General features: G+C 57.8%; 14 protein-coding genes. 7 read left to right on the top strand and 7 right to left on the bottom strand.

The features are described from left to right. Positions 1-447 precede the first annotated feature (447 nt). From FQ185_RS09655 to FQ185_RS09675, 5 genes are all read left to right on the top strand, one after another. A complete protein-coding gene (locus FQ185_RS09655; RefSeq protein WP_149417238.1) occupies positions 448-2319 on the top strand; it encodes an Ig-like domain repeat protein in 1872 nt (623 codons plus the stop codon). Between the two features lie 13 nt (positions 2320-2332). After that, positions 2333-3484: a hypothetical protein gene (locus FQ185_RS09660; RefSeq protein ID WP_149417239.1), complete on the top strand. Its 1152-nt coding sequence runs from the start codon at positions 2333-2335 to the stop codon at positions 3482-3484. A gap of 167 nt (positions 3485-3651) precedes the next feature. After that, positions 3652-8253 (top strand): Ig-like domain-containing protein, encoded by a 4602-nt coding sequence (locus FQ185_RS09665; RefSeq protein ID WP_149417240.1) that lies wholly within the window; start codon positions 3652-3654, stop codon positions 8251-8253. Positions 8254-8342: 89 nt separating this feature from the next. Further along, the gene (locus FQ185_RS09670) at positions 8343-12791 is read left to right on the top strand and encodes a neuraminidase-like domain-containing protein (protein ID WP_149417241.1); all 4449 of its coding nucleotides are present in this window, start codon (positions 8343-8345) and stop codon (positions 12789-12791) included. Between the two features lie 98 nt (positions 12792-12889). Beyond that, positions 12890-16090 (top strand): hypothetical protein, encoded by a 3201-nt coding sequence (locus FQ185_RS09675; protein ID WP_149417242.1) that lies wholly within the window; start codon positions 12890-12892, stop codon positions 16088-16090. Positions 16091-16157: 67 nt separating this feature from the next. Here FQ185_RS09675 and FQ185_RS09680 read toward each other — a convergent pair whose 3' ends face one another. Genes FQ185_RS09680 through FQ185_RS09705 form a run of 6 tightly spaced genes read right to left on the bottom strand, consistent with a single transcriptional unit; the run spans position 16158 to position 22874 of the window. Beyond that, entirely contained in the window at positions 16158-17489 is a 1332-nt protein-coding gene (locus FQ185_RS09680; RefSeq protein WP_149417243.1) for a DUF58 domain-containing protein, read from the bottom strand. Continuing rightward, positions 17486-18487, bottom strand: coding sequence for a MoxR family ATPase (locus FQ185_RS09685; protein ID WP_149417244.1), 1002 nt, complete (start codon positions 18485-18487; stop codon positions 17486-17488). The genes FQ185_RS09680 and FQ185_RS09685 overlap by 4 nt, the downstream gene beginning before the upstream one ends. Then, positions 18484-19647 carry a DUF4350 domain-containing protein gene (locus FQ185_RS09690; protein WP_149417245.1) on the bottom strand — a complete coding sequence of 388 codons (1164 nt, stop codon included), beginning with the start codon at positions 19645-19647 and terminating at the stop codon, positions 18484-18486. Before FQ185_RS09690 ends, FQ185_RS09685 begins: the two co-directional genes overlap by 4 nt. Continuing rightward, positions 19644-21188, bottom strand: a complete 1545-nt coding sequence (locus tag FQ185_RS09695) for a DUF4129 domain-containing protein (RefSeq protein WP_149417246.1) — start codon at positions 21186-21188, stop codon at positions 19644-19646. Before FQ185_RS09695 ends, FQ185_RS09690 begins: the two co-directional genes overlap by 4 nt. Then, complete coding sequence (locus FQ185_RS09700) at positions 21175-22152, bottom strand: stage II sporulation protein M (protein WP_149417247.1); 978 nt, start codon at positions 22150-22152, stop codon at positions 21175-21177. The genes FQ185_RS09695 and FQ185_RS09700 overlap by 14 nt, the downstream gene beginning before the upstream one ends. Next, positions 22149-22874: an RDD family protein gene (locus FQ185_RS09705; RefSeq protein ID WP_149417248.1), complete on the bottom strand. Its 726-nt coding sequence runs from the start codon at positions 22872-22874 to the stop codon at positions 22149-22151. Before FQ185_RS09705 ends, FQ185_RS09700 begins: the two co-directional genes overlap by 4 nt. A gap of 185 nt (positions 22875-23059) precedes the next feature. Between FQ185_RS09705 and sbcB the strand changes: the two genes are divergently transcribed. After that, on the top strand, positions 23060-24490 hold the full coding sequence (sbcB, locus tag FQ185_RS09710) for an exodeoxyribonuclease I (RefSeq protein ID WP_149417249.1): 1431 nt from the start codon (positions 23060-23062) through the stop codon (positions 24488-24490). Between the two features lie 100 nt (positions 24491-24590). Here sbcB and mvaT read toward each other — a convergent pair whose 3' ends face one another. Next, positions 24591-24968 carry a histone-like nucleoid-structuring protein MvaT gene (gene mvaT / locus FQ185_RS09715; RefSeq protein ID WP_007933316.1) on the bottom strand — a complete coding sequence of 126 codons (378 nt, stop codon included), beginning with the start codon at positions 24966-24968 and terminating at the stop codon, positions 24591-24593. Positions 24969-25306: 338 nt separating this feature from the next. On the opposite strand from mvaT, the gene purU reads away from it, so the two are divergent. Continuing rightward, a complete protein-coding gene (gene purU / locus FQ185_RS09725; RefSeq protein ID WP_149417251.1) occupies positions 25307-26155 on the top strand; it encodes a formyltetrahydrofolate deformylase in 849 nt (282 codons plus the stop codon). Positions 26156-26179 lie beyond the last annotated feature (24 nt).

Genomic DNA, 26179 nt, shown 5'->3' on the forward strand with positions numbered 1-26179 from the left:
CCGATTCGCGACTAAACGAAAGGGGTGGCGGCTGTACGCAGGTTAGTCGACCGGGAGGCATACGAATTACCGGCGCGCCCGAGGGCGCCCTGCACACAGCCACCATCGAGTGCGGGGATAGGGAATACCCGACTTGATGACGCTTATGCACCTTCATATGCCTACCGAGCGACTAAACCCGATCGCTGATGGGCAGCGACGCGGATCAAGTTACGGGGCAGAGCCAAGGCGCACAAGCCGGCGGATTCTGGCGGATCTGTAGTCCGTTGCGCAAGGCGGTGTAGTCATTGGCTGATGCCCGCGTACAGCGGACAAATGGGATGAGTTTGCAGATTGCCGTTGGTCGGAACTGTCAGTTTTTACAGGTGGCAGGGGTTGGGGAAGGCGGGTATGAATAGCTCATCGTAATCGCGCTGACAGCCCATCATGACCAAGAGGATAATTTTCATGTCCAATGATATCGAAAAGGAAAACGAAACCACGCGCCCAGCCGCCCCTACATTTGTTTACCCTCCTCAAGACCCTGACAAGACGAAGGTTTTGGCGATATCGCCGGTGAATTTTCAGGTTCAAGTGCATCAGGAACCACATCTTCGGCATCACTGGAGACTGGATACTCAGTACCCTGGCGCCGATCCAGGCTACTCCGAGGGTCAATCGCTAAACGGCATGTTTACTCAAAGGGTGGCTATCCAGAATGGCCCAGCTCACTTCGGAGCCCGGGCTCATATTCGTGATGAGTGGACCGAGTGGGGATGGATATGGTTCACGGTAGTCGCCAAGCCGACAATGAGCCCCCTCAATGGTGCCAGTGGGCCGAGGCCGAGGTTCAATGGAACGAAAACCAATAATTCGAAAGCCGTAGTTTCGTTGCAGTTCTCTACAGGCAAATCCGTTACGGTGGAGGGTTCGACGTCTACAAGCTGGACCTACCAAACCCCGGTCGGGCAGGAAATGGTACCCGGCAACTATACGGTGACAGTCAGTTACGTGGGCGTTCCTAACAGCTCTTCGACTTATACCTTTACGGTGGGCCTCACCCCCCCTGCCATCACCTCACCATTACACGACGCTGTCATCATCGACAAACTTCCTGTTGTCGCCATTACGGGTTATCCAGGTGCGATCGCGACTGTCAGAAAGTCGGGCAACGGAGAGGTCTTGATCGGGAATGTCCTTTTAGATGGCGGAGGGCGATGGTCAGGGCGGATCACTCGTGAAATTGCTTTGGGACAACACTACAGTATTTCTGTCATACAGAAATTCAACGGTCTGGAGTCCCAATGGGGGCCAAATGTCCGGCTTCGCATGCTCGCCCCCCCCACAATTACCAGTCCCACGCAGAACCAAGAAGTGGACATGCGAATCACCGTCAGCGGTACGGTGAATGCGCTATTCAAGGGGGGCACAATCCGCATCAAAAGGGATGTCGCGGGTACGCTGTTGGGCACGGCCACGGTGAACACCAGTACCGGAGCCTGGCAAGCGCAGCTTTCCGTGAATTTGATACCGGGTGATTATTCATTGACGGCGGAGCATGTCTTTTCGGGGGTGACATCGTTAGGCGCATCGCCCGTCAGACTGAAAGTACGACCCTCCCGGCCACAGCTAACCGCTCCAGATCCTGCTTCAGGCGTGAACCCCGTTCTGACCGGCACGGGCGGTCACACGGGTGCCACTCTGGTGCTCTCCGATGAGACGGGAGAGGACCTCGGCAGCATGACCGTGACCGGTGATTCATGGTCGGTGAGCCCGCGAAGCGCGCTGTTGCCAGGGGGCTATGCCTTCAAGGTTCGGCAGAGTATCAGCAGCATGCAGTCGCTTTGGTCCAATGTCCGTACGTATACCGTCAGGGTACCCAGACCGACCCTCACTGAACCGATCACCGTAACCGACCAGAAGCCAAGCTTCTCGGGTACGGCAAACACCTGGGAAAAGCAGACAGAGCCCGCGCGTGTCAAGGTTTGGAACACTAACTACCCACCGTATGGACCGGTCGCCAATGTGAGCGATAACCGCTGGACCAGCACGGTGACTGAGCCATGGGCACCGGGCACTTACAGAATCGGGGCCTACCAGCTGTACAAAGGGATGGATTCCGGCACCATCACGACTTGGGTCAGCCTGGTGATTCCGGCTCCCTTGCCGGTGATTACCGGGATCGAGCGTGAAGGGTTCTCCCCCAGAATCACTGGCACTTGCTGGTCAGGTGCTGCACTCGAGCTGAAGTACAGCGACCGGCCAACGGTCGATCATCCCGTCAGCGGAACCGATGGCAACTGGACATTCAGACGGGATCTCGTTTTCGCCCCCTGGTGATTACAGTTTCACGGTGACCCAAACCTTCGGTGGGCAAACGTCTGATACGGCGAGCGGATCTTTCAATATACCTACCCCGACACTGACAGTTACCGAGCCTGCGGCCAATCAGAAAGTCGGCCTCCTGCCTGTCTTCAAGGGAACCAACGGCTACGCGGGCGCCAGGCTGACCATTCACGACGCAATGTCCCATGCGGAGTTGGGCGGGCTGACGCTTGACTCATCAGGGGCCTGGTCGGTGCCGATCGAGATCGAGTTGGCGGTGGGAATACGCACGATCTATGTCGTGCAGTCGTTCAATGGTCAACTCTCCTTGCGCAGTGAACAGCGGACCTTTGAAGTCATCATTCTGATACCGACCGTTACGGTGCCAGCGCTTAACGGCAGGTTCGAACGCCAGGGCGTGATTATCGGGCAGGGCATTGCCGGTGCATTCGTCGCAGTCTATCTCGTAGGGAGTTCCGAAATTGTGGCTGAAAACATCCCGGTGGATGAGCATGGCGCATGGGCAGCACCTACCAGGTTGAAAGAGGTTGGCTCGCACACCTTGCTTGTGAACCAGGTGTACAAGAACCAGTTGTCTGATGTCGCGATACACGCCTTTACGCTCGTACCGGCCCCACCTCTGCTCGAGTCGCCGGCAGCCGGACAGGGCATTTCGGGCAGTACCGTGGCGTCCGGCTTCGGGTTTGCGGGAGACACACTGAAGCTTTTTCGGCGGGGAGGAAGCGGGCCGTCCTCGTTGGGAAGCACGGTAGTTACGCCTGAAGGCACATGGTCACTAGCGTTCACCTGGGGGGCCAACTGGCAGCAATACAGTTTGTCCGCTCAGTCCTCGCAGCAAGAACAGCAGTCTGCTCATTCCCCCTTGCGTCCTGTTCTGACACGTTCCGCTGCACCCAGCATCACGGAGCCCGCCCCTATGGTCTGGGTTGGTGCTGCCCCGACGTTTGCCGGCACAGGTAGGGAAGGGGCGACGGTCACTGTGGCGTCATGGTTCAACCGTCTGGAGGTGCTGGCCACCACCACGGTACTGCCCGGTGGACACTGGACGACGGTAGCCACTAAAAACCTGCTGCCCGGCCAACACCGGGTGGTGGTACGGCAAACCGAGAACGAGGTGGATTCGGCCGAGGTAATGAGCGATCTATTCATCGTTGAGTGATGGGGCCTCCCCCTCGATATTGAGGGGGGGATTCCGACGAGCGGAACTATTAACTGTCATTTATGACAGTTACCCAATCTAAGAAGTTAAGGCCAAATCCTCCGTGACGGCTGCGCAATGGATGTCCGCAACTTCAGTTACCGAATCGTTTACAGGAGTTACGCGAAATGACGGAATCCGAACGCCCCATCCAACGACTGCTGGCGGCTGTCTTAGGTGTCGAGCGGCTCTCAGAGCTAAACGTGTTCAATACCTACATCGAGCAACATCCCAGTGTTTTCGAACTGGTGAAGCTGGGGGGCGGTGGCTTGCAAGCCTTGGGTCTGCACCATCGGGAAGCGCACGCATTGATTGCGCGGGCCAATGCTCTGGCAACGCTCATCGCTCGGGAATTCAGGGAAGAGGGCTTGCGCCCCTCACTTGGTGTGCATTTTTCGCCAGTGTCGCCAGTGAGTGCATTGGTACAGGGCCCCACCTATTCCAAACTTTTCTCCCCGAACTATGCGCTCTGTAGCCCGAAGAATTCGATTCAGTCCAGCTACTCGACTACGGCCTATCTGGTCGAACTGCGTGAGTGGGTGAGCAAGCTTGAAGAGTCCGGTAGCCCGGACAGTAAATTGCTGTTGGATACACGCCGGCCTGATTTGGGCAAGACCTATATCGATCACCTGACTGTGGATCGTATCGTGCCGTCATTGGAGGTCGTGATGGGCGTGCTAGCGGGGCAAATCAGCAACGCCTTGGGCGAGGAGGATGTCGATGCCGTACTGCGCAGCATTCGTTACCCCCATGGGCTTCCCCACGACCAGGACTATCAGAGTATTGAAGCGGTGCTCAAACTCGCCGGTTATGAATCACTGGGGGATATTGTTCGCCTGGTCGATCTGACTTTTCCGTACTTCATCGATCCCCGCGCCCGTGGCAGCAAGTCCGATATCTCCCTTCGTCTTTCGCTGGAGCTTGGTTCAGTCAGGCAGGCCTTGTTGCTGGAGGCGGAATATTTTCCCGTCACGTCAGGCAAGTTGCTGCCCAGAAGATCGGGTGACTTCTATAAAGACAACTTCGGCTATATGGGCCTATTGGATTTGCAGCAGTTGTGGGTCTTTTATCTGGCCACACAGCTGGATCAGAAAGGGGTTGAAGCACTCTTTGCCATTGGCGACTACATGCCGCTGTTGTCGGAAAACGCCCCGGCACTGGTGGATCCGGACATTGAGGTGACCGGGGCGATATTCGGTGCAGCTTTTATCCACGGTGAAGAAAATCCCCCCATCAGATTGGAGCGCACCGGTCCGGCCGACAACTTTGAATTGCAGCATGTGGGCGGCATCCACGAACACCGGATGGATCGGATCAACCGTGTCTGTCGGCTGAACCGATGGCTGGGGCTGAGCAGTGGTGAAACCGACCAACTGCTGATGGCGGCAAATCATGCCGAGCGGCGTGGCAAGCTTAATACGGCTGTGTGGATCACTGACAACGTGTTGCGTGCGGTGGGGCTGTTTCAAGAGTTCCGGGCACAATACCAATGCCCGCTCGAAGACTTTGCAGCGATGATCGATGTGCTGTCGGTCTACGGGATGGAACATGAGCTTTCTCACTTCGACCGTGTGTACAACAGCCAAACGGTCTACATCGAAGCGTTGCGCATCGATAACGTCGAGTTCGCGATTATCCCTCGTTCCGAGGTTGACCAGGCCACGGTGCATCAGATTTGCTCTGCGTTACAAATTAACTTCGAGACCTACCGTTATCTGGCAACGGTCATTGCCAATGCTTACGCTTTTACGACGCACATGCCGCGCAGCCTGGTTGTTTTTTCCAGTTTCTATCGACTGGTCAGGCTGGCACGGCTGTTCGGGGTCACACCCGTAGAAGCCACGGCGTTGCTGCAGACGCTGGGTGGAGATATCTGGCTGGCTGAAGTGGCTGGCGAACCTCGGTTGGGCAGCTTTGTCAGCGGTGATGAAACGGATGTGCTGAACGTGATGCGGGCGCTGATGGAGTGCGTGCAATGGTGCAAGACCAACGATTTGACGGTGTTGTGGCTGGTGCAGCACATCGGTCCCGTGAGCGTGCCGACAGTCGCCACTGAAGTGCAGCAAAACCTGCTCCGGCAATTGCACACACAGGTGCAGCCTGTGTTGTTTCTGGAGGCGCTGCTGCTGGAAGAGGGCGTGCGTGCACCGCAAAAGACCGGGGACTGGCTGAAAGCGCTCGAGGTGTTGGTGGATCCGGCCGGGCTGGTAAAGGGGCGTTACGAGGAGACGGAACTCAACTTCCTGCAATGGGCCACAGAGCAGATCAATCTCGCGGTGCAGAGCATGATCCCCAATCCGAATGACGACGAGGCGCGTGACCACGCCCGTAAGACGCTGCTCTCGGTACTGCTGCGGATCCGGGCCGAGCAGCACGCGGTGGTGCATGAAGCACTCGCGGTGTATCTGGATTTGCGCGCCGATTGTGTGCCCGGGGTGCTGTTCTGGTCTCAGGGGGATGCTTACACCTTGCTTGAGCGCGCCTTGGCGCAAGAGTTGGGGAGCGTCAAAGTCAAGTGGACTGCGCCTGAACCAGAGCCGGTCAATCCTTTCCTGAAAATGTTGATTGAGCTGGAACGGCGCAGCCGGATTGTCACCCGGCTGGGATTGAGTGCCGAGATGTTGAACACGCTGTTGGCGCAGGAGCAGTTCGAATGGTTTAGCCTGGAGAGTCGATACGAAATCTCCATCAAAACCCTGTATTACCTGGTGTTCTACACCAGACTGTTGCTGTTGGCCCGGCAACCCGAAGCCAAGGTGCTGGACTATTTGCAGCAGGTCAATCAGTTACCGGAGTACCTTGATTCTGACCCTCGGCGCCTGGTGCGCGATGCCGCCGCGGAAAAACTGGCGGCATTGCTAGGTTGCGGAATACGCCACGTACTCGACTGTGTGGCCGAGGTGGTGCCGGTGGATGCCAATGGCGTGTCGAAGGTCAATCCGGTGCTGTGTAATCTGGCTCAGCTTGATCTCTTGATCCGCACTCAGGAGCTGGCGAAAAAAGGCCTGGATGCGGCCACCGGTTTCCTTTTGGGAGGATTGGCCCCAAGGTCGCTGCAGCCTGCGTTCTCCGACGCTTCACAACGTGCGCTGGAAGCCATGGCCAAACCCGAGGCGATGAGAGTGGCTCAGACGTCGGGTGAGCTCGGACAGAGCGTGTCATTCCGTTGCGTGGTCGATTCGAATCATTTGATTGCCAATCTGGCGCATGACTACGTCGAGTTCGAGTGCTGGGTGCTCGATTTCTACGGCGATCCGCTCAAAGGAGTGCCCGTTCACTGGTTAACCACCCGGGGGTTGTTGCGTGAGAGTCTGACCTGGACTGACGCCGAGGGGAAAACCACGGTTCAGTTGCAGGCAGGTTCCACGATGGGCACCGCTTATGTGTCCTACAGGCTGGATTTGCGTGAAGCGGCCTATGCGCCGGCGGTCGTGATCGGTTGTGATGAAGAGTCGCTCGACTTCCCGTCCGAGTCGATGTCGCCGTTGCCCAAGGAACCGATTCTGGCCGGAGGTCTGGGGAAGGTGGAAATCAAAGCGGTGCTGGTGGATGAGTTCGGTAATGTCGGGGCGGGTCGGCAGGTCATCTGGCGCACCACCCTGGGGGATATCCAACCGGGTGAAACCTTCACCGATGACGCCGGTATCACGCGCATCTGGCTCTCCAGCCAGGAGGCAGGGGAGACCGAGGTGTCGGTAACCTACCTGAACAATGAGACCACGGCCCTGTTCAACGGCAAGGTGACGTTTAAAGGCATGCCTCACGTGCAGGATCACCCTTACGCTATTTCTCCGGCAGTGCAGGGGCGTGTGCTGAGTGTCCAGTGCAAGGTGGTCGATCTCGATGGGTTGCCGGTGGCCGATAAACCGGTGCAATGGTGGACCGACCTGGCACCTACCAAGATATCGTCAATCAGCGATGAATTCGGGCTTTGCACCGTTGAGTTGAAATCGATCACAGCCGGCCCGCTGACGGTCTATGTACAGCACGGCTCGGACAGCGTCATGAGCTTGGTATTGCAGGTCATGACCGACGCAGTGATTCAGGATTACTCCGCTGATCAGCGGTTGCCGGTGGCGGGGGCCTCGAAACCGAGCCTGTTCTGGGTCGATATCAGGGAGCAGCCCACGTCTTTTGCGCCTGCGGTACCCCTGATGCCGATTGAATGGACCGTTGATACGGTGCCATCCGGCGGAACGGGTTTCCCGGCCGTCGTCACTCTGGCCACGGACTTGAATGGGCGTTCGACCTTCGCTTTCCAGGCCGACAAGGCCGGGAAGTATCAAATTGTCGCGAAGAAGATGCTTGTCGGTCAGGAGGAAGAACAGGTTTTCGAAGTGGAGGTGATCCCGGCCATTGCGTGGCGGGTGGTTCTGACAAGCAGCAATGACCCTGCATTTGCAGAAGAAGTGATCATTCCGGGTTCTGGCGAGCTCAAGTTCTACACAGGTTTCAATTATGAGCTGCGTATTTCCACGTCCAGCAGCGTGATTCACGGCAAAAAGGCCGCTCTTGGCTGGAGTTCGCGGCCGGACTATCCCCGCCCGGGCATGCTGGGGATGACGTTCGACCCACCTTTGGCGCACGAATATGAGATCGGCGGTTCGGCGATGGTCTGGAAGATCAACATCGAGGGCAACAAGCGTGGTCCTTTTACGTTGGGTCTGTACCTGAACGAACTGGACGAAGGCCTGGCGCTGGATGGCAGTGTGAGCAGGTCGCCATCATAAGCCGCACCCTCGAATACCCGAATGATGTATGTGCCTTGATTCTTCGCTGAACGGCCAGTGCCGACAGCACGACAACAGGACGACTGAAAATGGACACAGTGTTTATCCCTGAATTAGCCCAGCGGCGCTGCGCCGCCATGGCGGAACTCATCATCGGGCAGGGTCTCTGGCAGGGGCGGGTGGCCCTTGGCACGCTTGAGGATCTGTACGAATACCTGAAACTCGACCCGCAAATCGGCCCCAAGCCCCAAGCCACCTGGCTGTCGAAAGCAGTCAGGAGTCTTCAGCAGCAGATTCAGTCGGTCTACAACGATATGGAGCCCGGCTACGAGGATGCCTATTTCGATGAGGAAGACTTGCAGGAGTGGTACCAGCGCTTGAGTCATTACAGTACTTGGGCCGGTTACCAAAAGCTGGCCGACTATCCCGAGGAGTTCATTATTCCCGGGTTGCGGCTGAACAAGACCGAGCTGTTCAAGGCACTGGAGAACTCCCTTAACCAGATGCGTCTGAGCGTCGGCTCTGTGCAGTCGGCGTTGCTTGAGTACCTGCAGGCGTTTCAGCGCACCTGTGACCTGGAGATCATCAGCGCCTATGTCGACGGCAATGATTTTCAAGACTCGACCTATTACTTTATGGGCAAGGAACGCACCCCGCCTTTCGGCTTTTTCTGGCGCCAGGCCAGAGTAGAGCTGAACAATGACAGCCCGATGCTCAATCCCACCGCCTGGAGCGAGTGGCAGCCGATCGACACGGCCGCCACAGGGCGTGTGCTGGATATGCGGCCGGTGTATTTTGCCGGTCGCTTGTTGCTGGTCTGGGTGGAGTGGCGCGATCGGCAACTGCACCAGGACGGTCAGGTTCAAGTGCCTTGGGCGCTGGAAATCAAAACCGCTTACGCGGGACTCAATGGCCAATGGTCACCACCCTTTACGATCCATCAGCGTGAATGCGAGCACGACGTATCCGATGGCTGGCTGACTGTGGTGAATGTGGGCGGTGGCGATCCTCGGGACGATCAATTGGCGGTGTGCTACACCAACCATGACTCATCGGGCGATCTCTCCATGTCCCATGAGATCGAGATCCACGAAACTCGCGATGCGATGTTTCGCAAGGTGCCGAACTATCGACTGACGATGCTGGAACTGACTTATGCCCGCTTCTGGCACAGGGATGCCTTGCAACATAAAATTCTTCCGATCGATCATTCGACCGTCACCATCGAACCCAAAACCGAGGTTTCGGGCAGTATCACCAAGCACTTGTTCGTTGAGGCGATCCATACTCGCGAAGCAGGCGAAAGCGGTCAGGTTTGGGATGTGTTGCGGGTGCGCGGCCTGTGCACTGCGGTCGTCGAGGGTAGCCGCGTGCTGGGGCAGTTGTCCATCAGCTGGCAAGGGAGTGCAGCCAATAAGGCGCAGGTGGAAGTCAGCCTGGTCGAGGCCGGAGCCAAGTCGCTTACGATGACCCTCAGCACCCTGACAAAACCTGTCGGTGATTATTCGCTGAAGCTCAATGGCGATGAACTGCAAAAAATCACCGGTGCCGATTTTGAAGAAACGCCGGTCGACTCCGGCGAATGGGTCTATACCCGTAAGGTCGTGGTCCCCGACGATCAACTCAGGACTCTGTTGAATAGCTCGCCGGAAACGGTGCTGGCGGGAGCTGGCTTCTCGGTCGAAGGATTGGGGCCGACTTTGCACAATCCGGCTAACGAGCTCGTGCCGAAGGTTCTGTATGCCGGTGTGCCGTTCAAATTGAAGTTTGATGCGCGAACGGTGGACGACCCCTCGGACTGGGTTGCAACCGGTGAGCTGGACGGTCACTACAGCACGCCCTGGATCACTTATCGGCGTAACGCAACCAAAATATTACCCAACGCTTTCCCTATTGATACACCGATTTCCTTTCATTTCGGGGTCGAGGACGCAGCACCCGGATACGGAAGAATGGGCTTTGATGTGAAGCTCAATACCGCCTCAAGGCTGTTGGCGATCCCCTCGCTGCACCGAAGTGATGCCAGCGGCGCACAGTTCCTGAGTTTCAACAACTCGGCTCAGACGCTCAAATACGTGCGCCTGAATTCACTCTTCGGCAAGGTCTTGGTGGCGCGCGCCGGCATTTCGGTCGATGCCGTGCTGGATTACGTCACTCAACATGTCGAAGAGCCGCCCATGCCCGATGACACGTCCGAGCAGACCGGGCCGTTCGAGGGTAGTAATGGTCGCTATTTCTGGGAGTTGTTTTTCCATGTGCCGGATCTGGTCGGGTCGCGTTTGAGCGAGGAAGGACGTTTCCGCGAGGCCCAGGGATGGATCGAATACATTTTCGACCCCATGGCCCGCGAAATCCTGGCGGATCCGGACAAGCCCGAGGTGATCCCGGCCCCGGCCTATTGGCGTTGCCGCCCGTTGGCCAATGCCGTCAATCCGGCCTATGAAATCTTTTCGCCTTACGATCCGGATGCCATCGGCTATACCAGGCCTGTTCATTTTCAAATCGCCATTTTCATGCGCTACGTTCAGAACACAATCGACTGGGGTGACTGGCAGTATCGCCAGCTGTCCCGGGACAGCCTGGGCGCGGCCAAGCTCTGTTATGTACGCGCATTATCGATGTTGGGCGAGGAGCCGGACCTGCGCACCGCGACTACATGGGAGCGCCAGACCCTCAACCAACTGATTAAGAGCGTCACCGATCGTACGGCGCTCAAGGCTTTCGAAAAGGAGTTCCACTTCAACCTTGAAACACTTCCGTTGAGCATGCCAACCCGGCCCCGATTCGGTCTACTGGGCAGCGGTGTGTTTTCGCCACCGGCCAGCGAGCAGGTGACAGGTCTGTTTGCGTTGCTCCGGTCGCGGCTGTCCAACCTGCGCAACGACCTCTCGATCGATGGCAAGCCGTTGTCCCTGCCATTGTTCGATGCCCCCATCAGCCCCGAAGACATTCTGCGTGCGCAGTCGCAGGGCGGCCTGGGAGAGGGACGCAGCCCCGGCGGGCAGGTGCAGGTCGTGCCATATCGTTTCCGTGTCGTGCTGGAGCTGGCATCACGTGCGGTGCAGACCCTTTCCGGTTTTGCCGATCAGGTCCGGCTGTACATGGAGCAGCGCGATCGTTGTGAGCTGAACGAGTTGCAGCAGAGTCATCTGGTCGAACTCGGCAGTTACGCCAAAGCGGTACAGCAGGAAATGCTGGCGCAGATGCAGGCCTCCCGGGAGGCGCTGGAGCAAAGCAAAGCAATGGCGAATCAACGTAAAGCGCATTACGACAGGCTGGCCCGCGAAGGGGTTTCGGTCGCTGAATCAGAGGGGTTGGAAAAAACCGTTCTGGCCAAAAGAATTGGTCTGGGTGCTACATCAGCACAGACGGTGGGCGCGGCTCTTGATGTGTTGCCCAATGTCTTTGGTACTTCATTTGGCGGATATCGTTTGGCGGCCATTCCCTATGCGATCGCCAGTGGCTTTGAAATCGCCACCAATGCGTTGCTGATCGAAGTCGAAGAAGCCTTGACCAACGAGCAGTATCGGCGACGGCAGGAAGAATGGGTGCAGGCTCGTGACCAGGCCGATCTGGAAGCGGCTGCGTTGCAGGCGCAGATTGTGGCTCAGCAGCATGCGATCAACGCCGCCGAAACCAACCTGCATCAAACCGAGGTCGCCAATAACCAGGCACAGGTGTTGTACACCTTCTTTAAAAACCGCAGCACCAACCAGCAGTTGTACAGCTGGATGTTGGGGCAAATGAAGAGTCTGTACTTCCAGGCCTATGATGCGGTGGTTTCGATTTGCCTGAATGCCGAAACCTGCTGGCAGTATGAAATGGGCGATTACAAGGAGCGTTTTATCCAGCCGAATCTGTGGCTCGATGCCTACCACGGTCTGACTGCTCCAGAGTTTTTGAAACTGGCCTTGTTGAAGCTGGAAGCCGCCTATGTCAAACGCAATGAGCGACGGCTGACGTTGCTAAAGACCGTTGCCCTGAGCCAGCTGATTCTGGCCGAAGATTGGGAGAAACTGCTCAAGGGCGAAAGCGCCAGCCTGGATTTTTCGATTACCCAGAAGCTGCTGGACGAAGATTACCCCGGGCATTATTGCCGTCAGATCCAGTCGGTCGAGCTGACCTTTCCTGCCTTGCTGGGACCCTATGAAAATGTTCGGGCCATCCTGATCCAGGTAGGCAGTCATACAGCGACCGAACCGACGCTCGAATCAGTCCGCTATCTGCATAAGCCTCCCTCCGCCGATCCGCTGCCGCAGGGGGTGATCAACAATGTGCGCCCTCATCAGCAGATCTGTGTGTCCAACGGCCTGGACGATAACGGCACCGCCGGGGTGTTTGAGGACAACGGGCGCTATGGCTCCTTCGAAGGTACAGGTGCCGTGTCGTCCTGGCGGTTGTCTTTCCCTCGTTATAAAGAACCGCCTCAACAGGCACTCTTCCAGTCGCTGACCGAGATTATCGTGCGTCTGGTGTACACGGCAAAGGACGGTGGGTCGGACTTTGCCCAAGGTGTTGAAGATGAACTCAAGCCGTAGCGTTGATTGAGCCATGAGCGCCAACAGGGATTGAGGATTGTCATCGTCGGATGTGGACATCCTCCGACACGACCTGGTCTGCATTGAGGAACGACAGCATGAGTCAGCAAACGGTTACTGCCGAACACAACTTCATTGTCAATGGCGATCTCCTGGAGAGTCTGGACGTTGGCTGGACGGTTAATGATGAGTCCAAGGTGTCCATCAAACGGGAGGTTTGGGGTGGAGTACTGACTCCCCACTTGCATGTGGTCAATGAAGGTGAGGCTGAACAGACCATCCACTTGCGTGATCTGCCTCGGCCAGCCAAAGATAGGGCGGATTACCGAGTCAGTTTTTACTATCAGGCGACACAAGGTGCGATGTGTTGGGTGAGCCTGAGTCCGGGTAAAGGTGGGGAGCAAAGGTACGACTTGGTTCCGTCCCTCAAACCTGACGATGAACAACAAGAGGTGCAGGAGTCTGATGAACCTCTAGATCTGCAGCTGGAGTTGAGGGAATACCTCATTACGCTTGAGCCGGACGAGGCTGAAGTCACTGTCAGCTTCGGTGCGCCCGAGAATGACCGGCCCGGAATGCTCCGCGGGCTGCGGGTCACGCGGATCAAAGTGGAACTGCTGCTGGAGGATCTGCGTCTGGAGCGGGTAATCCTGAACGGCGTGTCGCAGGAGGCGGCGGATCCTCTGCGGTTATGCCTGGGTGCGGTGAATGAAAATGCGGCAGTACTGACGCTGGTACCCGCTGACGACAGTGTTTGGAAGGGGACAAACGTCGGGCTGCTGGTAAACGGCCAGACTCCTGTTCCGGGGGCGCCGATCAGCGTATCACCGGGAGGTGAGCAGACCATCGAGCATCCGTGGCGACTCAGTTGTGATGACTTGCCCGAAGAGGAAGGGGTCGAGCATTCCCTGTGTATCCAAAGTGAGTTCACCGCCGAGCTTTATGAGCTCAAAACCCTTTCCGGACACTTTCGCCTCGACATCATTGCGGTGCAGGAGGCGGCTTATTACCCGGTGATGGATCTCGGACAGTCGGTCACACTGACGGCACGGGTTCTTTCGCACTACACCAAACAGCCACTGGCCGGGCGAGAGGTGCGCTGGTATCTGGGTGACGATGAGCTGTTTTGTGACAAGACGGATGAAAACGGTGAGGCCAGCTTTGAATATTCACCTGATATGTCGGGTAATCAGCAAATCATTGCAAAGGTAGACAGCTACTATCATCCCGAGAATGCCCAGTATGTCTTTGCCGTATGGGCACTCCAGACAGACCCCTGGCTGGAGGTCTGCATTAACCTCGATGAATTGGGGGCGGTCATCTGGGGGGACAAAACGCTGTTCCCGTGCAGGGGGGGAGCACACTCGCTTATAACATCGATTTCTGACGACAACCCGATATTCGGTACTTCGGTTGCCCTGTTCTGGCAAGACACGCCCGACTCTCCCGAGTATCTGGGTGTGACGTTCGACCCTCCATTGGAGGAGGCACGTGAGCTCTCGGTAGCGAACATGCGTTGGGCAATGCACTGCGCAGATATCAGAAATGGCCAGTACTCGTTGCAACTCGAAAGCTCCAGGCTCAAAGAGCGATCGAAGCTCATGGAGCTGAATCTGGCACACAACTGGGTGGAGAAAGGCTGGGTGAAAGAGGCGAGCCGCTTTCCCAGTCTGGACAGCCCGATCCCACTGCCCTTAGCGATTCAGGCGATGTCAAAAATCGCGGGAGTACCCGAGGCTAGGGAGGTTGACGTAACTTGGATGTCAAGCACGGGCGATGAGTCGAAGCCGACCGGTACGGATGGGGTGAGTGAATTTGATTTTGTCCCGACCGAAGAAGGTACCTTCGACGTCGTCGCCAAGGTGGTCAATCGCTATGACGACAGTTCTTTCGACCACTCCTTCAGTGTCACGGTGGTGGGGGAAGACCCGTGGAACAAGTTGGCCACGTTAACCCTGAACAACAGAGAGCCTGGGGCGATCGGGATCTTCTCGTTTATGGGCGAGGAGGGGACATTGAAGTTGATGCCCATCGGTAACGGGTTAATCGATCAGGAGGTTTACCTGAACTGGCCGGATACTAATCCTGACTTGGGTCTTGTGACTGACCCTCCTATGGACCAGAAGCGCAAGTTGACGAATCAGGGATTGAGCTGGAAGGTCGAGTTCACGTCGACTGAAAGTGCCCGATACGATCTGCAAGTATGTTGCGACATGCTTGACCCCTGGACAGTCCCAGGCCGTTTGTTGTCCCGATCGATTGACGCTGAAGGCAGCCTTGAGCTGGATGAAGTGAGATTTGGCAGTGAAAACGGTGCCTATCCTTGTATTGGTGCCCAGCATGACCTTTGGTTCCGCCCGAAGGCGAGTAGCCCGCTATCCGGTTTGCAGTTGGCCTTACGCTGGAAGAATGAGCCGGAGGGCAAATACGGGATTATTTTTAACCCCGATCTGGGGCACGTTGCACAGCTTCAGCCCTCGGGCAATAAATGGGAATTGAACTGTGTCAGTGCCAGTCGCGTCGAATCGTTTTCACTTGAACTCTTCTTCCCTGAGCTGGAACTGGTTTATACCCCGCTCAAGATGTCATTAGGCAATCACCGACTACTCGTGTGGGCAGCGCGGCAAGCAGCTATGGATCCCGTGCTGGCGAACAATGAAAGCGTCAGATTGGGATTAAGGCTGAGGTCTTTTTACACTACGAAAGCGGTGATGGACGCACCGATCAAGTTTGAACGACCGGGAACGACCGACCTTGAAGCGCTGACCGAAGAGGATGGTTGGGCGCCGTGTGACTACCAACCTCGAAGTGCCGGTGACTTGGTGGTCACCGCTAGCTTTCTGAACCGCTATAACGGTGAATCGGTATCCACTCCGTTCCAGGTCACGGTACTGGCGAACGATCCGTGGGCCGGTCTCAAGTTTGAATTCGCCGGCGATCCAAAGGCGGAGGCGATCGGCGTGAAAACGGTTTTCCCCCGTCGAGGAGGCACCTACACCATCAAGTTGATTCCGGCTGGTGTGGGTAGCGACATGGTCGGTCGTGGTGTGGCGTTGGGGCTGAGTGGCATTGGAGCGAGTGAAATTGGAGCCACCTTGACCCCTGGGTGGGGTAACCCCCAAACGATGACTCCCACAGGTGTGACATGGACGTTGAAGTTGGGGAATGTCCAGGACGCAGGTTTCGGTATTTTTGCGGCAGCATCGCGACTGTATAGATTTTCCTCGAATAATCCGGCGTCGTTGGGCAGCGTCCCATTGCCTGTATCATCCGCCGCAACTGAGGATGAGGCGTTGTAGATACGTTTACGAGGCGTCAACTTGGCGGGGCTAGGGGCTAGGGGCTAGGGGCTAGGGGCTATGGGCGCTACAGCACACCCACTCGTTTCCACCCTAAATACCGCGTCACCAACGCCGCGCCCAACTCCCCGGGCCGCACATCCAGCACCGGAACTCCATGAGCACTCAACCGCTCATGGAGTTCGGCCCGGGCGTTCAGGTACTCCACAGTGCCGCAGTAGCCCAGTGCTTCGGGCAGGGTTTGCACCGGTGCATGGCGTAGATGGTCGAGGGTTTCTTCGCGCAAGCTGACCACCATAACCTGATGTTGCTGGCTCAGGCGTTTGACGGCGGTCAGGAGTTCTTCATCGTCTTCGTCCCGCAGGTTGGTGATCAGGACTACAAGCGCCCTGCGTTTCTGTCTTGCCAGCAATTGATTCACCGCAGCCTGATAATCGGCGGGACGTTGGGTGCTGTCGAGGTCGTAGACGCTGTTGAGCAACACGTTAAGTTGGCTGGAGCCCTTGATCGGTGCAAGGTAACGAGCCTGATCGCCGGCAAAGGTACTCAGCCCCACCGCATCGCCTTGGCGCAGTCCAACGTAACTCAGCAGCAGACAGGCATTGAGCGCATGGTCGAAGTGCGACAGTTCATCGTCCTGGCTGCGCATGTGCCGGCCGCAATCGAGCATGAAAATAATCTGTTGGTCACGCTCGTCCTGATACTCGCGGGCGATCGGCGTGCGCTGTCGGGCGGTGGCTTTCCAGTCGATCTGGCGCAGGCTGTCGCCTTCGCGAAATTCCCGTAGCTGATGAAACTCCAGCCCCAGACCACGGCGTTGGCGTTGGCGCACGCCGAGTTGGCTGAGCCAGTTGTCCACCGCCAGCAGTTGGCCGCCGTAGAGGCGGGCGAAGTCGGGGTAGACGCGGGTGTTGTCGGTCACGTTCAGCTGGCGTTTGCCGGACCACAGGCCCAACGGGCTCGGCAGGTTGATTTCGCAGTATTCGAAGCTGAAGTGGCCGCGTTTAAGCGGGCGCAGGCGATAGCCGATGTGGCTGTGCTGGCCGGGCTGAAGTTCAACCGAAAGGGGAAGGTTTTCGAAGCTCAAGCCGTCCGGCACGTGATCGAAGAGCTGCATGTTCAGTGGTTGCTGAAAGTCATGCTCGATTTCCAGTCGCACTTCGCCCCAGCGGCCGAGCGCCAGGCTGCCGGGCATCTGCCGTTGCACACGAGGCGACGGCAGGCGCTTGAGGCGGATGGCGTCGAGTATTACCAGCGCCAACAGCGCCAGCAGCAGTCCCCAGTTGATCGACAAAAGGCTCGATGGGACCGCGAATTCCAATGCCCGTAACGCGCCCAGCACGATGCCGATAGCCAGCAGCAATGCGAGCCAGATCAGCAACAGGCGCGAAGGTTTCACAGGCGGGGTGCCGGCACTTGGTCAAGCAGTTGGCGGAGCACCTGATCGACTTCCAGCCCTTCGATATCCAGCTCCGGCGCGATGCGCACCCGGTGACGCAGTACCGCCAGGGCGCAGCCTTTTATGTCATCGGGAATCACGAAGTCGCCCCCGCGCAACAAGGCGCGAGCGCGGGCGCAACGCACCAGAGCGATGGAGGCCCGAGGCCCGGCGCCGAGGGTCAACCCCGGCCAGCTGCGGGTGGTGCGGGCCAGGCGCACGGCGTAATCGAGCACCTGATCGTCCAGCGGCAGATCGCTGGCAATACGCTGCAAGGCCAGCACGTCCTTGGCCTGCAACACGGTGCGCAGCGGTTGCACGTCGAGCATATCGGCACGGGTTGAACGACTGACCTGGCGGACCATGTTCAACTCCTGATCGGCGTCGGGGTAGTCCATGCGTACCTTGAGCATGAAGCGGTCGAGCTCGGCTTCCGGCAGGGGGTAAGTGCCTTCCTGTTCGATGGGGTTTTGCGTGGCGAGCACCATGAACGGTTGCACGATCGGCAGGGCGCGCCCTTCGAGGGTGACCTGGCGTTCCTGCATGGCTTCGAGCAGCGCGGCCTGGGTTTTCGCCGGGGCGCGGTTGATCTCGTCGGCCAGTAACAGGTTGGTGAATAGCGGGCCTTTGCGCAGTTTGAATTGCTCGGTCTGCAAGTCGTACACCGCATGCCCGGTGACATCGCTGGGCATCAGGTCCGGGGTGAACTGAATGCGTGCGAATTCGCCACCGAAACAACGCGCCAGTGCTCGCACCAGCAACGTCTTGCCCAGCCCCGGCACGCCTTCGAGCAGCACATGGCCGCCGGCGATCAGGGCGGTGAGGACGTCGTCGATCACGGTGTTCTGGCCGATCACGGCTTTTTGTAATTCTGTCCTTACCGCCTGGGCCAACTGGCTGGCGCGTTGGCGCTGCTGGGCGGCGTGGCTCGCTGCGCCGGGCTCGATCTGTTCACTCATAAGGCGTTCCTCAAGGTTTGCAGGTGGGCGACCAGACGACTGAACTCAACGCTGGAAAGCCGCTGCTTCGGCCGCGGGCTCATGGCCTGGCTGATGGCGCGTGTGGGTTGGCCGGTCAGGCGTGCGAGCACCAGCCATTGTTCGGCAACGCCGAGTTGTTCAAAACCAGGGTGACGGTGGCGTACGCGTCGCAGGATGTCTTGCTGCAAGGCGTGCAGCAGGCTGCTTTGACCCTTGCGACGCAACATGAAATCGGCGCTGGCACGCAGGTGTTCCTGAAGTTGCCGACGGGCCCTCGGGGCCGGTTCCAACAAGGGGCCGTTGCGCACACCGACATGCCAGCAGGCAAACCCGATCAGGGCGACAAGGGCCACCAACGCCTGGGGGAAATAGCGCAACAGCAAAGTCAGCAGACTGTCGTGGTCGGTGTTGAACAGCAGGGTCACGCTTGTGTCGGCGGTCAGGTACCAGAGCAGCCAGGCGTTGTCGTATTGGTCGATGGCCGAAGTTTTCCAGAGGTCGGCGTCGGTGACCACGATGATCGAACCCAGCCCGTGGTTCAGCTGCATCATGTGTGTGGCCTTGCCGCTGTTGGTCCAGGCCTGGGCGAGGTTTTTCGGGTCTTCGAGATGGAAGGCGGTATCGAAGCTGGCGTAGGCCGGCGCGTCTTCGTTTTCCAGATACAGCTTGGTCAGTTTGGGGTAGGGGTCGTCGGCGATGTCGGGCGGCGGCTCCTTGAGGTCTTTGCTCAGCGACTGGTGCAGCTGTACCCGGTCCAGCAACAGGTCATTACTCTGGCCGGTCTTTTCATCCCACAACGATTGTGCGACGAACAACAGGCGCCCGCCGGCCCGAGTCCAGTTCATCACTTGATCAATCTGGCGTGGAGTCATGTTGTAGCGGTCCCCGAGCAATAACAGGCTGTGCTGATGCGGCTCCAGAGTCGGCAGAATGTCGAGGCCGTTGGCATGGCCGACAGTCAACCCTTGCTTGCGCAGGAAGTGCTCGGCACCAAGGTAGGGATTGGCGTGGGCCTCAGGCGAGGGGCCGTGATCGATTTCTGCCTGATAGGGCGTCGCCTTGACGTACAGATAAACACTCAGCGCACCCAACAGCACGGCGATGAACACGCTGATCGCCAGCGACCTTTGCCGGTTCAACGAGCGACTCCCGGGCCGAACAGGGCACGCCAGCCGTCACAGAGTTCCTGCTGCAAATGCGCCGGTGGCAGGCGATGCCCATAGGCCATGTTCTGCCAATGTCCGGTCAGGTTTTTACTGAACGCCAGCAATGCGGGTTGTTGCAGTTGTTCGACTCGCGCCAGAACCTGGCCTTCGGTGTCGGCGGCTTTCAATGCAATGTTGAAATCGTGCAGCAAGTGGCTGAGCAGGGCGCGATAGAGCAACCCGAGCGCCTCGCGGGGGTTGGATTGCCAGAGACTTTCGGCACTGGCGGCAATGTCGGCAGGCAGGGTTTCGCGGCTGAGGTCCAGGCCGAAAGCCTGCTGCGGTAACGGTCGCGCGAGCTTGTTTTTCAGAGCCGGTCGACGACTGACGAAGGCCTGCAACCCGTCTCGGTAACGCCAAATCAGTAAACCCGCGGCACCGATCACCATACCCCACAGCAGCACCTCTATCAGGGTGGCCAATATGCCAAAGCGTTGGCCGTCAAACTGCTCGAACAGCGCTTTCAGCCATTCGGGTGTTTTGCCATCGTCCGGGTTTTCGGCGATCGGTTTTTCCTCGCCAAAACGATAGCGGATGACGGCTTCTTTATTCTTGAACGGAGGCTGATCGAGGATAGCCTTGATGCTGTCCCGGGACGCCTGACTGGTCAGTGGCTGGTCGAGCAGACGCGGGGTTTCTGGTGCAATGACCGACTCGGCGGCCCAGGCGGTTTGCGCGGTCGGCATCAGCAGGAACGCCGCCAGCAGCAGAGTGACAGCTGCGCTGCTCAAGCGTTGGCGCATGCGGCGGAACACCAGTTCGATATCCCAGGCTTCGAGTACTGTGCGCCGGTTCAGATAAAGGCTGAAACCGCAGGCCACGTAGATCGGTTCCCAAACCACCAGTATCAGCGCGTAAAAGGCATTGGTCAGGTGTTCCAGCCAACGCCAGTCCTGTGCCGCGGCGGTAATCAAAGTCTGCCAGCTCCAGTCGAGTTCGACCTGTTGTGGCAAGAACATATAGAACAGGACCATCAAACCGATCCACAACGCGCATTCCAGATGCACACCGATGATCGTCAGCCACCGCGCGGCACCGGCGTTGCGCTGCAACAGCACCTGCAAACGCTGTTGTCGCGCCCGCCCACCGAGGCCTTCAAGTTGCACCACCGGCAACAGGAAACTGCGACTCAGGCTCAAGCGTCGCCAGGTCAGGCTGGCCAGCAGTTGTGGTTTTAGCTGCCGCGGCCATTGCTGCAGCGCCTGTTTCAAGGTGGGCGTTTCGCCAAACATGGCCTTGGACAGGATGTACAGCGGCAGGCGGTCGAACGCCGGTTTCAACCACCAGAAGATGAACACCGCGAGGGACGGCGAATCCCACAGTAAGACGCTGAGCAGGGTGAACACAGGTAGCGTCACGATGGCCCAACTGGTCATCAGCAGGCGTCGGTGCCGCTGGCTCAGCAGAACCCCGAGGTCCATGGCTTCCCAGGTCTGGCGCGGGCGAATCACCACACTGGCGTCACTCAGGCGCATGGCGGGTCCGTCCGGCAAACAGCAGGTAAATCGCCACCAATAACCAGAGGGCCGCACCGACCAGGTATTTGGTCATTGGCGCAGGCCCCGTCATTGAGGACCAATAGGCTTCGATAAACGCAGCAATCAGCAGAAACAACATGACCCCACATATCAGCAGCACGCTTTTGCGCGCCGCCAATCGCAAGGATTCGGCGCGCGGCAGACGTCCCGGTGCAATCAGCGCCCAGCCGAGTTGCAGGCCGGCAGCCCCCGCGAACGCGATGGCGCTCAGTTCGAAGGCGCCGTGGCCGATCACAAATGACCAGAAGGTTTGCCCAAAGCCAATGTGGGTCAGGTGCCCGGCCACTGCGCCGATTATCAAACCGTTGTAGAACAGGAAAAACGCGCTGCCCAGGCCAAACAGCAAACCGCTGGCGAAGGTCTGAAAGGCAATGCCGATGTTGTGCATGATGTAGTAACCAAACATCACCCAGTCTTCACTGGCCGCCCGTTCCGCCGTACGTCCCAGGTGACCGGCGTCGGGGTCGTACATGCTCTGCATCGCGCTGACCTGTTCGGCCGGGATCAGGTTGTAGACCAGGTCCGGGAACAGATACACCAGCAGCGCGAAGCCGATCAGGCTGCCAAAAAACATCAGGCTGGCAGCGAGCACAAAGCGCCACTGCTCGCGAACCAGTCGCGGGAAGTCCGCAACAATGAAACCCAGCGCGCTGGCACCCAGTCGGCTGCGATGTCGATAAAGCTGTTGATGGCCGCGCAGAACCTGCTGCTGCAATGAGTCGATCAGAAAACTGCTGTAGCCGCGTTCCCGGGCCAGAGCGAGGTGTTGGCACAGACGCCGATAATCACTGGGAAAACGCCCGACCTGCGACGCGTGCTTGCCCTGTTCCAACCGTTCAAGCATGAGGGCAAATTGCTCCCATTCGGCCTTGTGGCGACTTTCGAAAAGGCTTTGCTTCATGCGGGGCCCAACAAGCCGCGGGCGATGCCGTTGAGTTCGGCCACCGCGCGTGGCGTTGAAACCTGCAACGGTTGGGCAAGGATTGATGCGAGTTCAATGACCCGAGCCTCGGAGAGTTCACCCTGGCGTTCTGCAAACCCGAGGATGGCGCGTTGTTCGGTCAGCGTCAGGCTGAAGGCCGGGCGTCGGGGCTCGGCGTCGGGCAGTTGGGGGCGGATGAGTGGCTGTTCGCGGTAGATCACCAGCGTACCGGCAGCCAGGTCGCCGAGGCGTTTGAAGTTGGGGTGTTGCAGGCAACTGATGGCGCCGAGGAAATAGCCGAACGGCAACAGGTCGACAAATCGCAGCAGGTTGCGCAGCAGCGAAGCAGACCAGCCGATCGGCGTGCCATCGTCCAGCACTACCCGCAGGCCCATCCACTGCTTGCCCGGCGAGCGGCCCTGATTGAGCACCTCGAACAGCACCATGTACCACCAGCTCACCACAAACAGCAGGATCGAACCGAGCCCGGCCCCGAGTTTGCCGAGGAACGCCAGGACAAAAAACAGCAAGCCGAGGATCAACCCGCGTAGTGCGAGGTCGATGGAGAACGCCAGCGCACGAACCATCAACCCGGCGGGGCGCAGTGGCAGGTCGATGCCTTCCGGCGTTTCGACCTGATACCGCGTATCCAGTGGCGGGGACAGCGTCGCTTTCCTTGGCAGTGCTGTGGTCTCGAGCATGGGCTACCTGATGATGTGGCCTGATCGGGATTCTTTGTCCGTGCGATGCTAGCAGCCTCTCGGGGGAAAACGACATAACTATGTATTGCACGGTGAGTAGCGTGAGGTGATTGAATGACAAGACTACTGGCCGGGGCGGGACGTGAACGCCTAGACTTCGTCGATCTTCAGTTCAGGAATAGCCCGTGACCTCAATCTTCTGGTACGACTATGAAACCACTGGCATCAACCCCCGTTGCGACCGCCCGCTGCAAATGGCCGGGATTCGCACTGACTTCGATCTCAATGAAATAGATCAGCCGGTCAACCTCTACTGCCAGCCCAGTGACGACATCCTGCCTCATCCTGCGGCCTGCGCGATCACTGGCATAACGCCCCGCCGCCTGGCCGAACAGGGTTTGAGCGAAGCCGATTTCATGACCCGAGTACACGCGCAACTCGCTACGCCGGGTACTTGTGGTGCCGGTTACAACACCTTGCGTTTCGACGACGAGATGACCCGTTACAGCCTGTACCGAAACTTTTTCGACCCGTATGCGCGCGAGTGGCAGGGCGGTAACAGTCGCTGGGACCTGATCGATGTGGTGCGTGCGGCGTATGCGTTGCGTCCCGATGGCATTGTCTGGCCGACGGACGAGGAAGGGCGAGTAACGCTCAAGCTCGAACGTCTTACCGCCGCCAATAGCATTGATCACGGCAATGCTCACGAGGCGCTGTCGGATGTCCGCGCTACCATCGCGCTGGCGCGGTTGATTCGCGAAAAGCAGCCGAAACTATATGACTGGCTGTTTCAGTTGCGCGGTAAACAAAAGGTGATGGATCAGATTCGGCTATTGCAGCCGATGGTGCATATCTCCGGGCGCTTTTCCGCGGCCCGAAGTTATGTCGGTGTAGTGCTGCCACTGGCCTGGCACCCGCGTAACAAGAACGCTTTGATTGTCTGTGACCTTCACCTGGACCCTCAGGGGCTGCTCGATCTGGATGCTGAAATCTTGCGGCAACGGTTGTATACCCGTCGCGATGACTTGGCCGAAGGCCAATTGCCGGTGCCGCTCAAGCTCATACACATCAACAAGTGCCCGGTGGTGGCACCGCTGTCGGTACTTCGCCCTGAAGACCAGCAACGGCTGGGTCTGGATATGGCGCTTTATCAGGCGCGCGCGCTGCGGCTAAGTGACGCACAGCAAGTTTGGCGAGATAAAGTCCAGGCCATTTATGCAAACGAAGATTTCTCCCCAAGCCAGGACCCTGAGCAACAGTTATACGATGGTTTTATCGGGGATCGAGACCGGCGTCTATGTGAACAAGTCAGAGCGGCCGACCCTGCGCAATTAGCGCAACAGCGATGGCCTTTCGATGATGAACGTTTGCCTGAATTATTGTTTCGATATCGCGCACGCAACTTCCCCGATACGTTGAGTTTTGAAGAGCAAGCGCACTGGCGAGTATTCTGTCAGCAACGTTTGTCAGATCCGGAGAAGGGGGCGCCAAATACGCTGGAAACTTTTGCGGATGCAGCAAACCAATTGGCGAGTACTGCTACGTCGTTTCAGCGAGAGGTGCTGGATGAGTGGCAGGATTATGTTCAGGGGTTACGCAAACGTTTAAATCTTTGAAAACGAAAATACCCGTGACCTGAATTGCGGGCATAAAAAAACGCCAGCAGCTGCTGGCGTTATTTTTTGTCACGGATAAGACTTTGACAAACTCTGCGGTTTAGCCCAGCAGAGTAGCCCAGCCTTCAACCACGTCACCGCCCCACTTGGCTTTCCACTCTTTCAGAGTTTTGTGGTTGCCACCTTTGGTTTCGATGACTTCGCCGTTGTGCGGGTTTTTGTATTGTTTAACTTTGCGAGCACGCTTGGTGCCAGTAGTTTTTACTGCGCCGCCGCGTGGAGCCTTGGTTTTAGACTCTGGGTCCAACAGCGCGATGATGTCGCGCAGGGACTTGGAGTATTCGCCCATCAGGGTGCGCAGTTTGCCTTCGAATTCCAGCTCGGTTTGCAGTTTGTCGTCTTGGGACAGGTTCTTCAAACGGGCTTGCAGCTCTTTGATAGCTTCTTCGGTGGCACGATATTCGTTGATCAAGGACATGAGGACTACCTTATGTTGGGCGCTGGATGGCAGGTGACAGTGCGGCAATAATAGTCAGGGTGTTTCATCAAGTAAACATTTAACCGGCGTTTATTTAATTTAGTTGTGATGAATAGGGCGCAAATCGCAGGTGTAGTTAAATAGTGTCATGCCTTCATCACGAATATTCACAATTGCGTGCTTGAAGATGGCTAAAAGATCTCCATCGCGCGGGTATCGGGTGCGGTGCAGAACCTGTGCCGCCGGCCTCCCTGCAAGGCGGGATGTCATGAGTACTGCAGTTTTGCTGCGCAATCGCTAGAATGGCGGCCTTTGCGAAGTTCTGGAGTTTGACCCTCATGCGCACTTTTCGGCTGGTGATTGCTTGCCCGGACCGCGTCGGCATCGTTGCTAAAGTCAGTAACTTTCTGGCGTCACATAACGGCTGGATCACTGAAGCGAGCCATCACTCGGACAATCTCAGTGGCTGGTTCTTCATGCGTCACGAAATTCGTGCCGACTCGCTGCCTTTCGGTATCGAAGCATTGCGCGAAGCGTTTGCACCGATTGCTGAAGAGTTCTCGATGAACTGGCGCATCACCGATACTGAGCAGAAAAAGCGCGTGGTCCTGATGGCCAGCCGCGAGTCTCACTGCCTCGCTGACTTGCTGCATCGCTGGCACAGCGATGAACTGGATTGCGAAATTTCTTGCGTGATTTCCAACCATGACGACTTGCGCAGCATGGTCGAGTGGCACGGTATTCCTTACTATCACGTACCGGTCAATCCGCAGGACAAAGAGCCGGCCTTTGCCGAAGTCTCGCGCCTGGTTAAACAGCACAGTGCCGAAGTGGTCGTACTTGCCCGTTACATGCAAATTCTGCCACCCGAGTTGTGCAGCGAATATGCCCACAAGGTGATCAACATTCACCACAGCTTCTTGCCATCGTTCGTCGGTGCCAAGCCCTATCACCAAGCCTCCTTGCGCGGCGTGAAGTTGATCGGCGCTACATGCCACTACGTGACCGAAGAACTGGACGCCGGTCCGATCATCGAGCAGGACGTGGTGCGCGTCAGTCACAGCGACAGCATCGAAGACATGGTGCGTTTCGGTCGCGACGTGGAGAAGATGGTATTGGCCCGTGGTCTGCGTTATCACCTGGAAGATCGGGTGCTGGTACACGGCAACAAAACCGTTGTGTTCTAACCACGACAATGATCGTTCCCACGC

The sequence above is a fragment of the Pseudomonas sp. ANT_H12B genome (assembly GCF_008369325.1).
In the GTDB taxonomy this organism is placed as follows: domain Bacteria; phylum Pseudomonadota; class Gammaproteobacteria; order Pseudomonadales; family Pseudomonadaceae; genus Aquipseudomonas.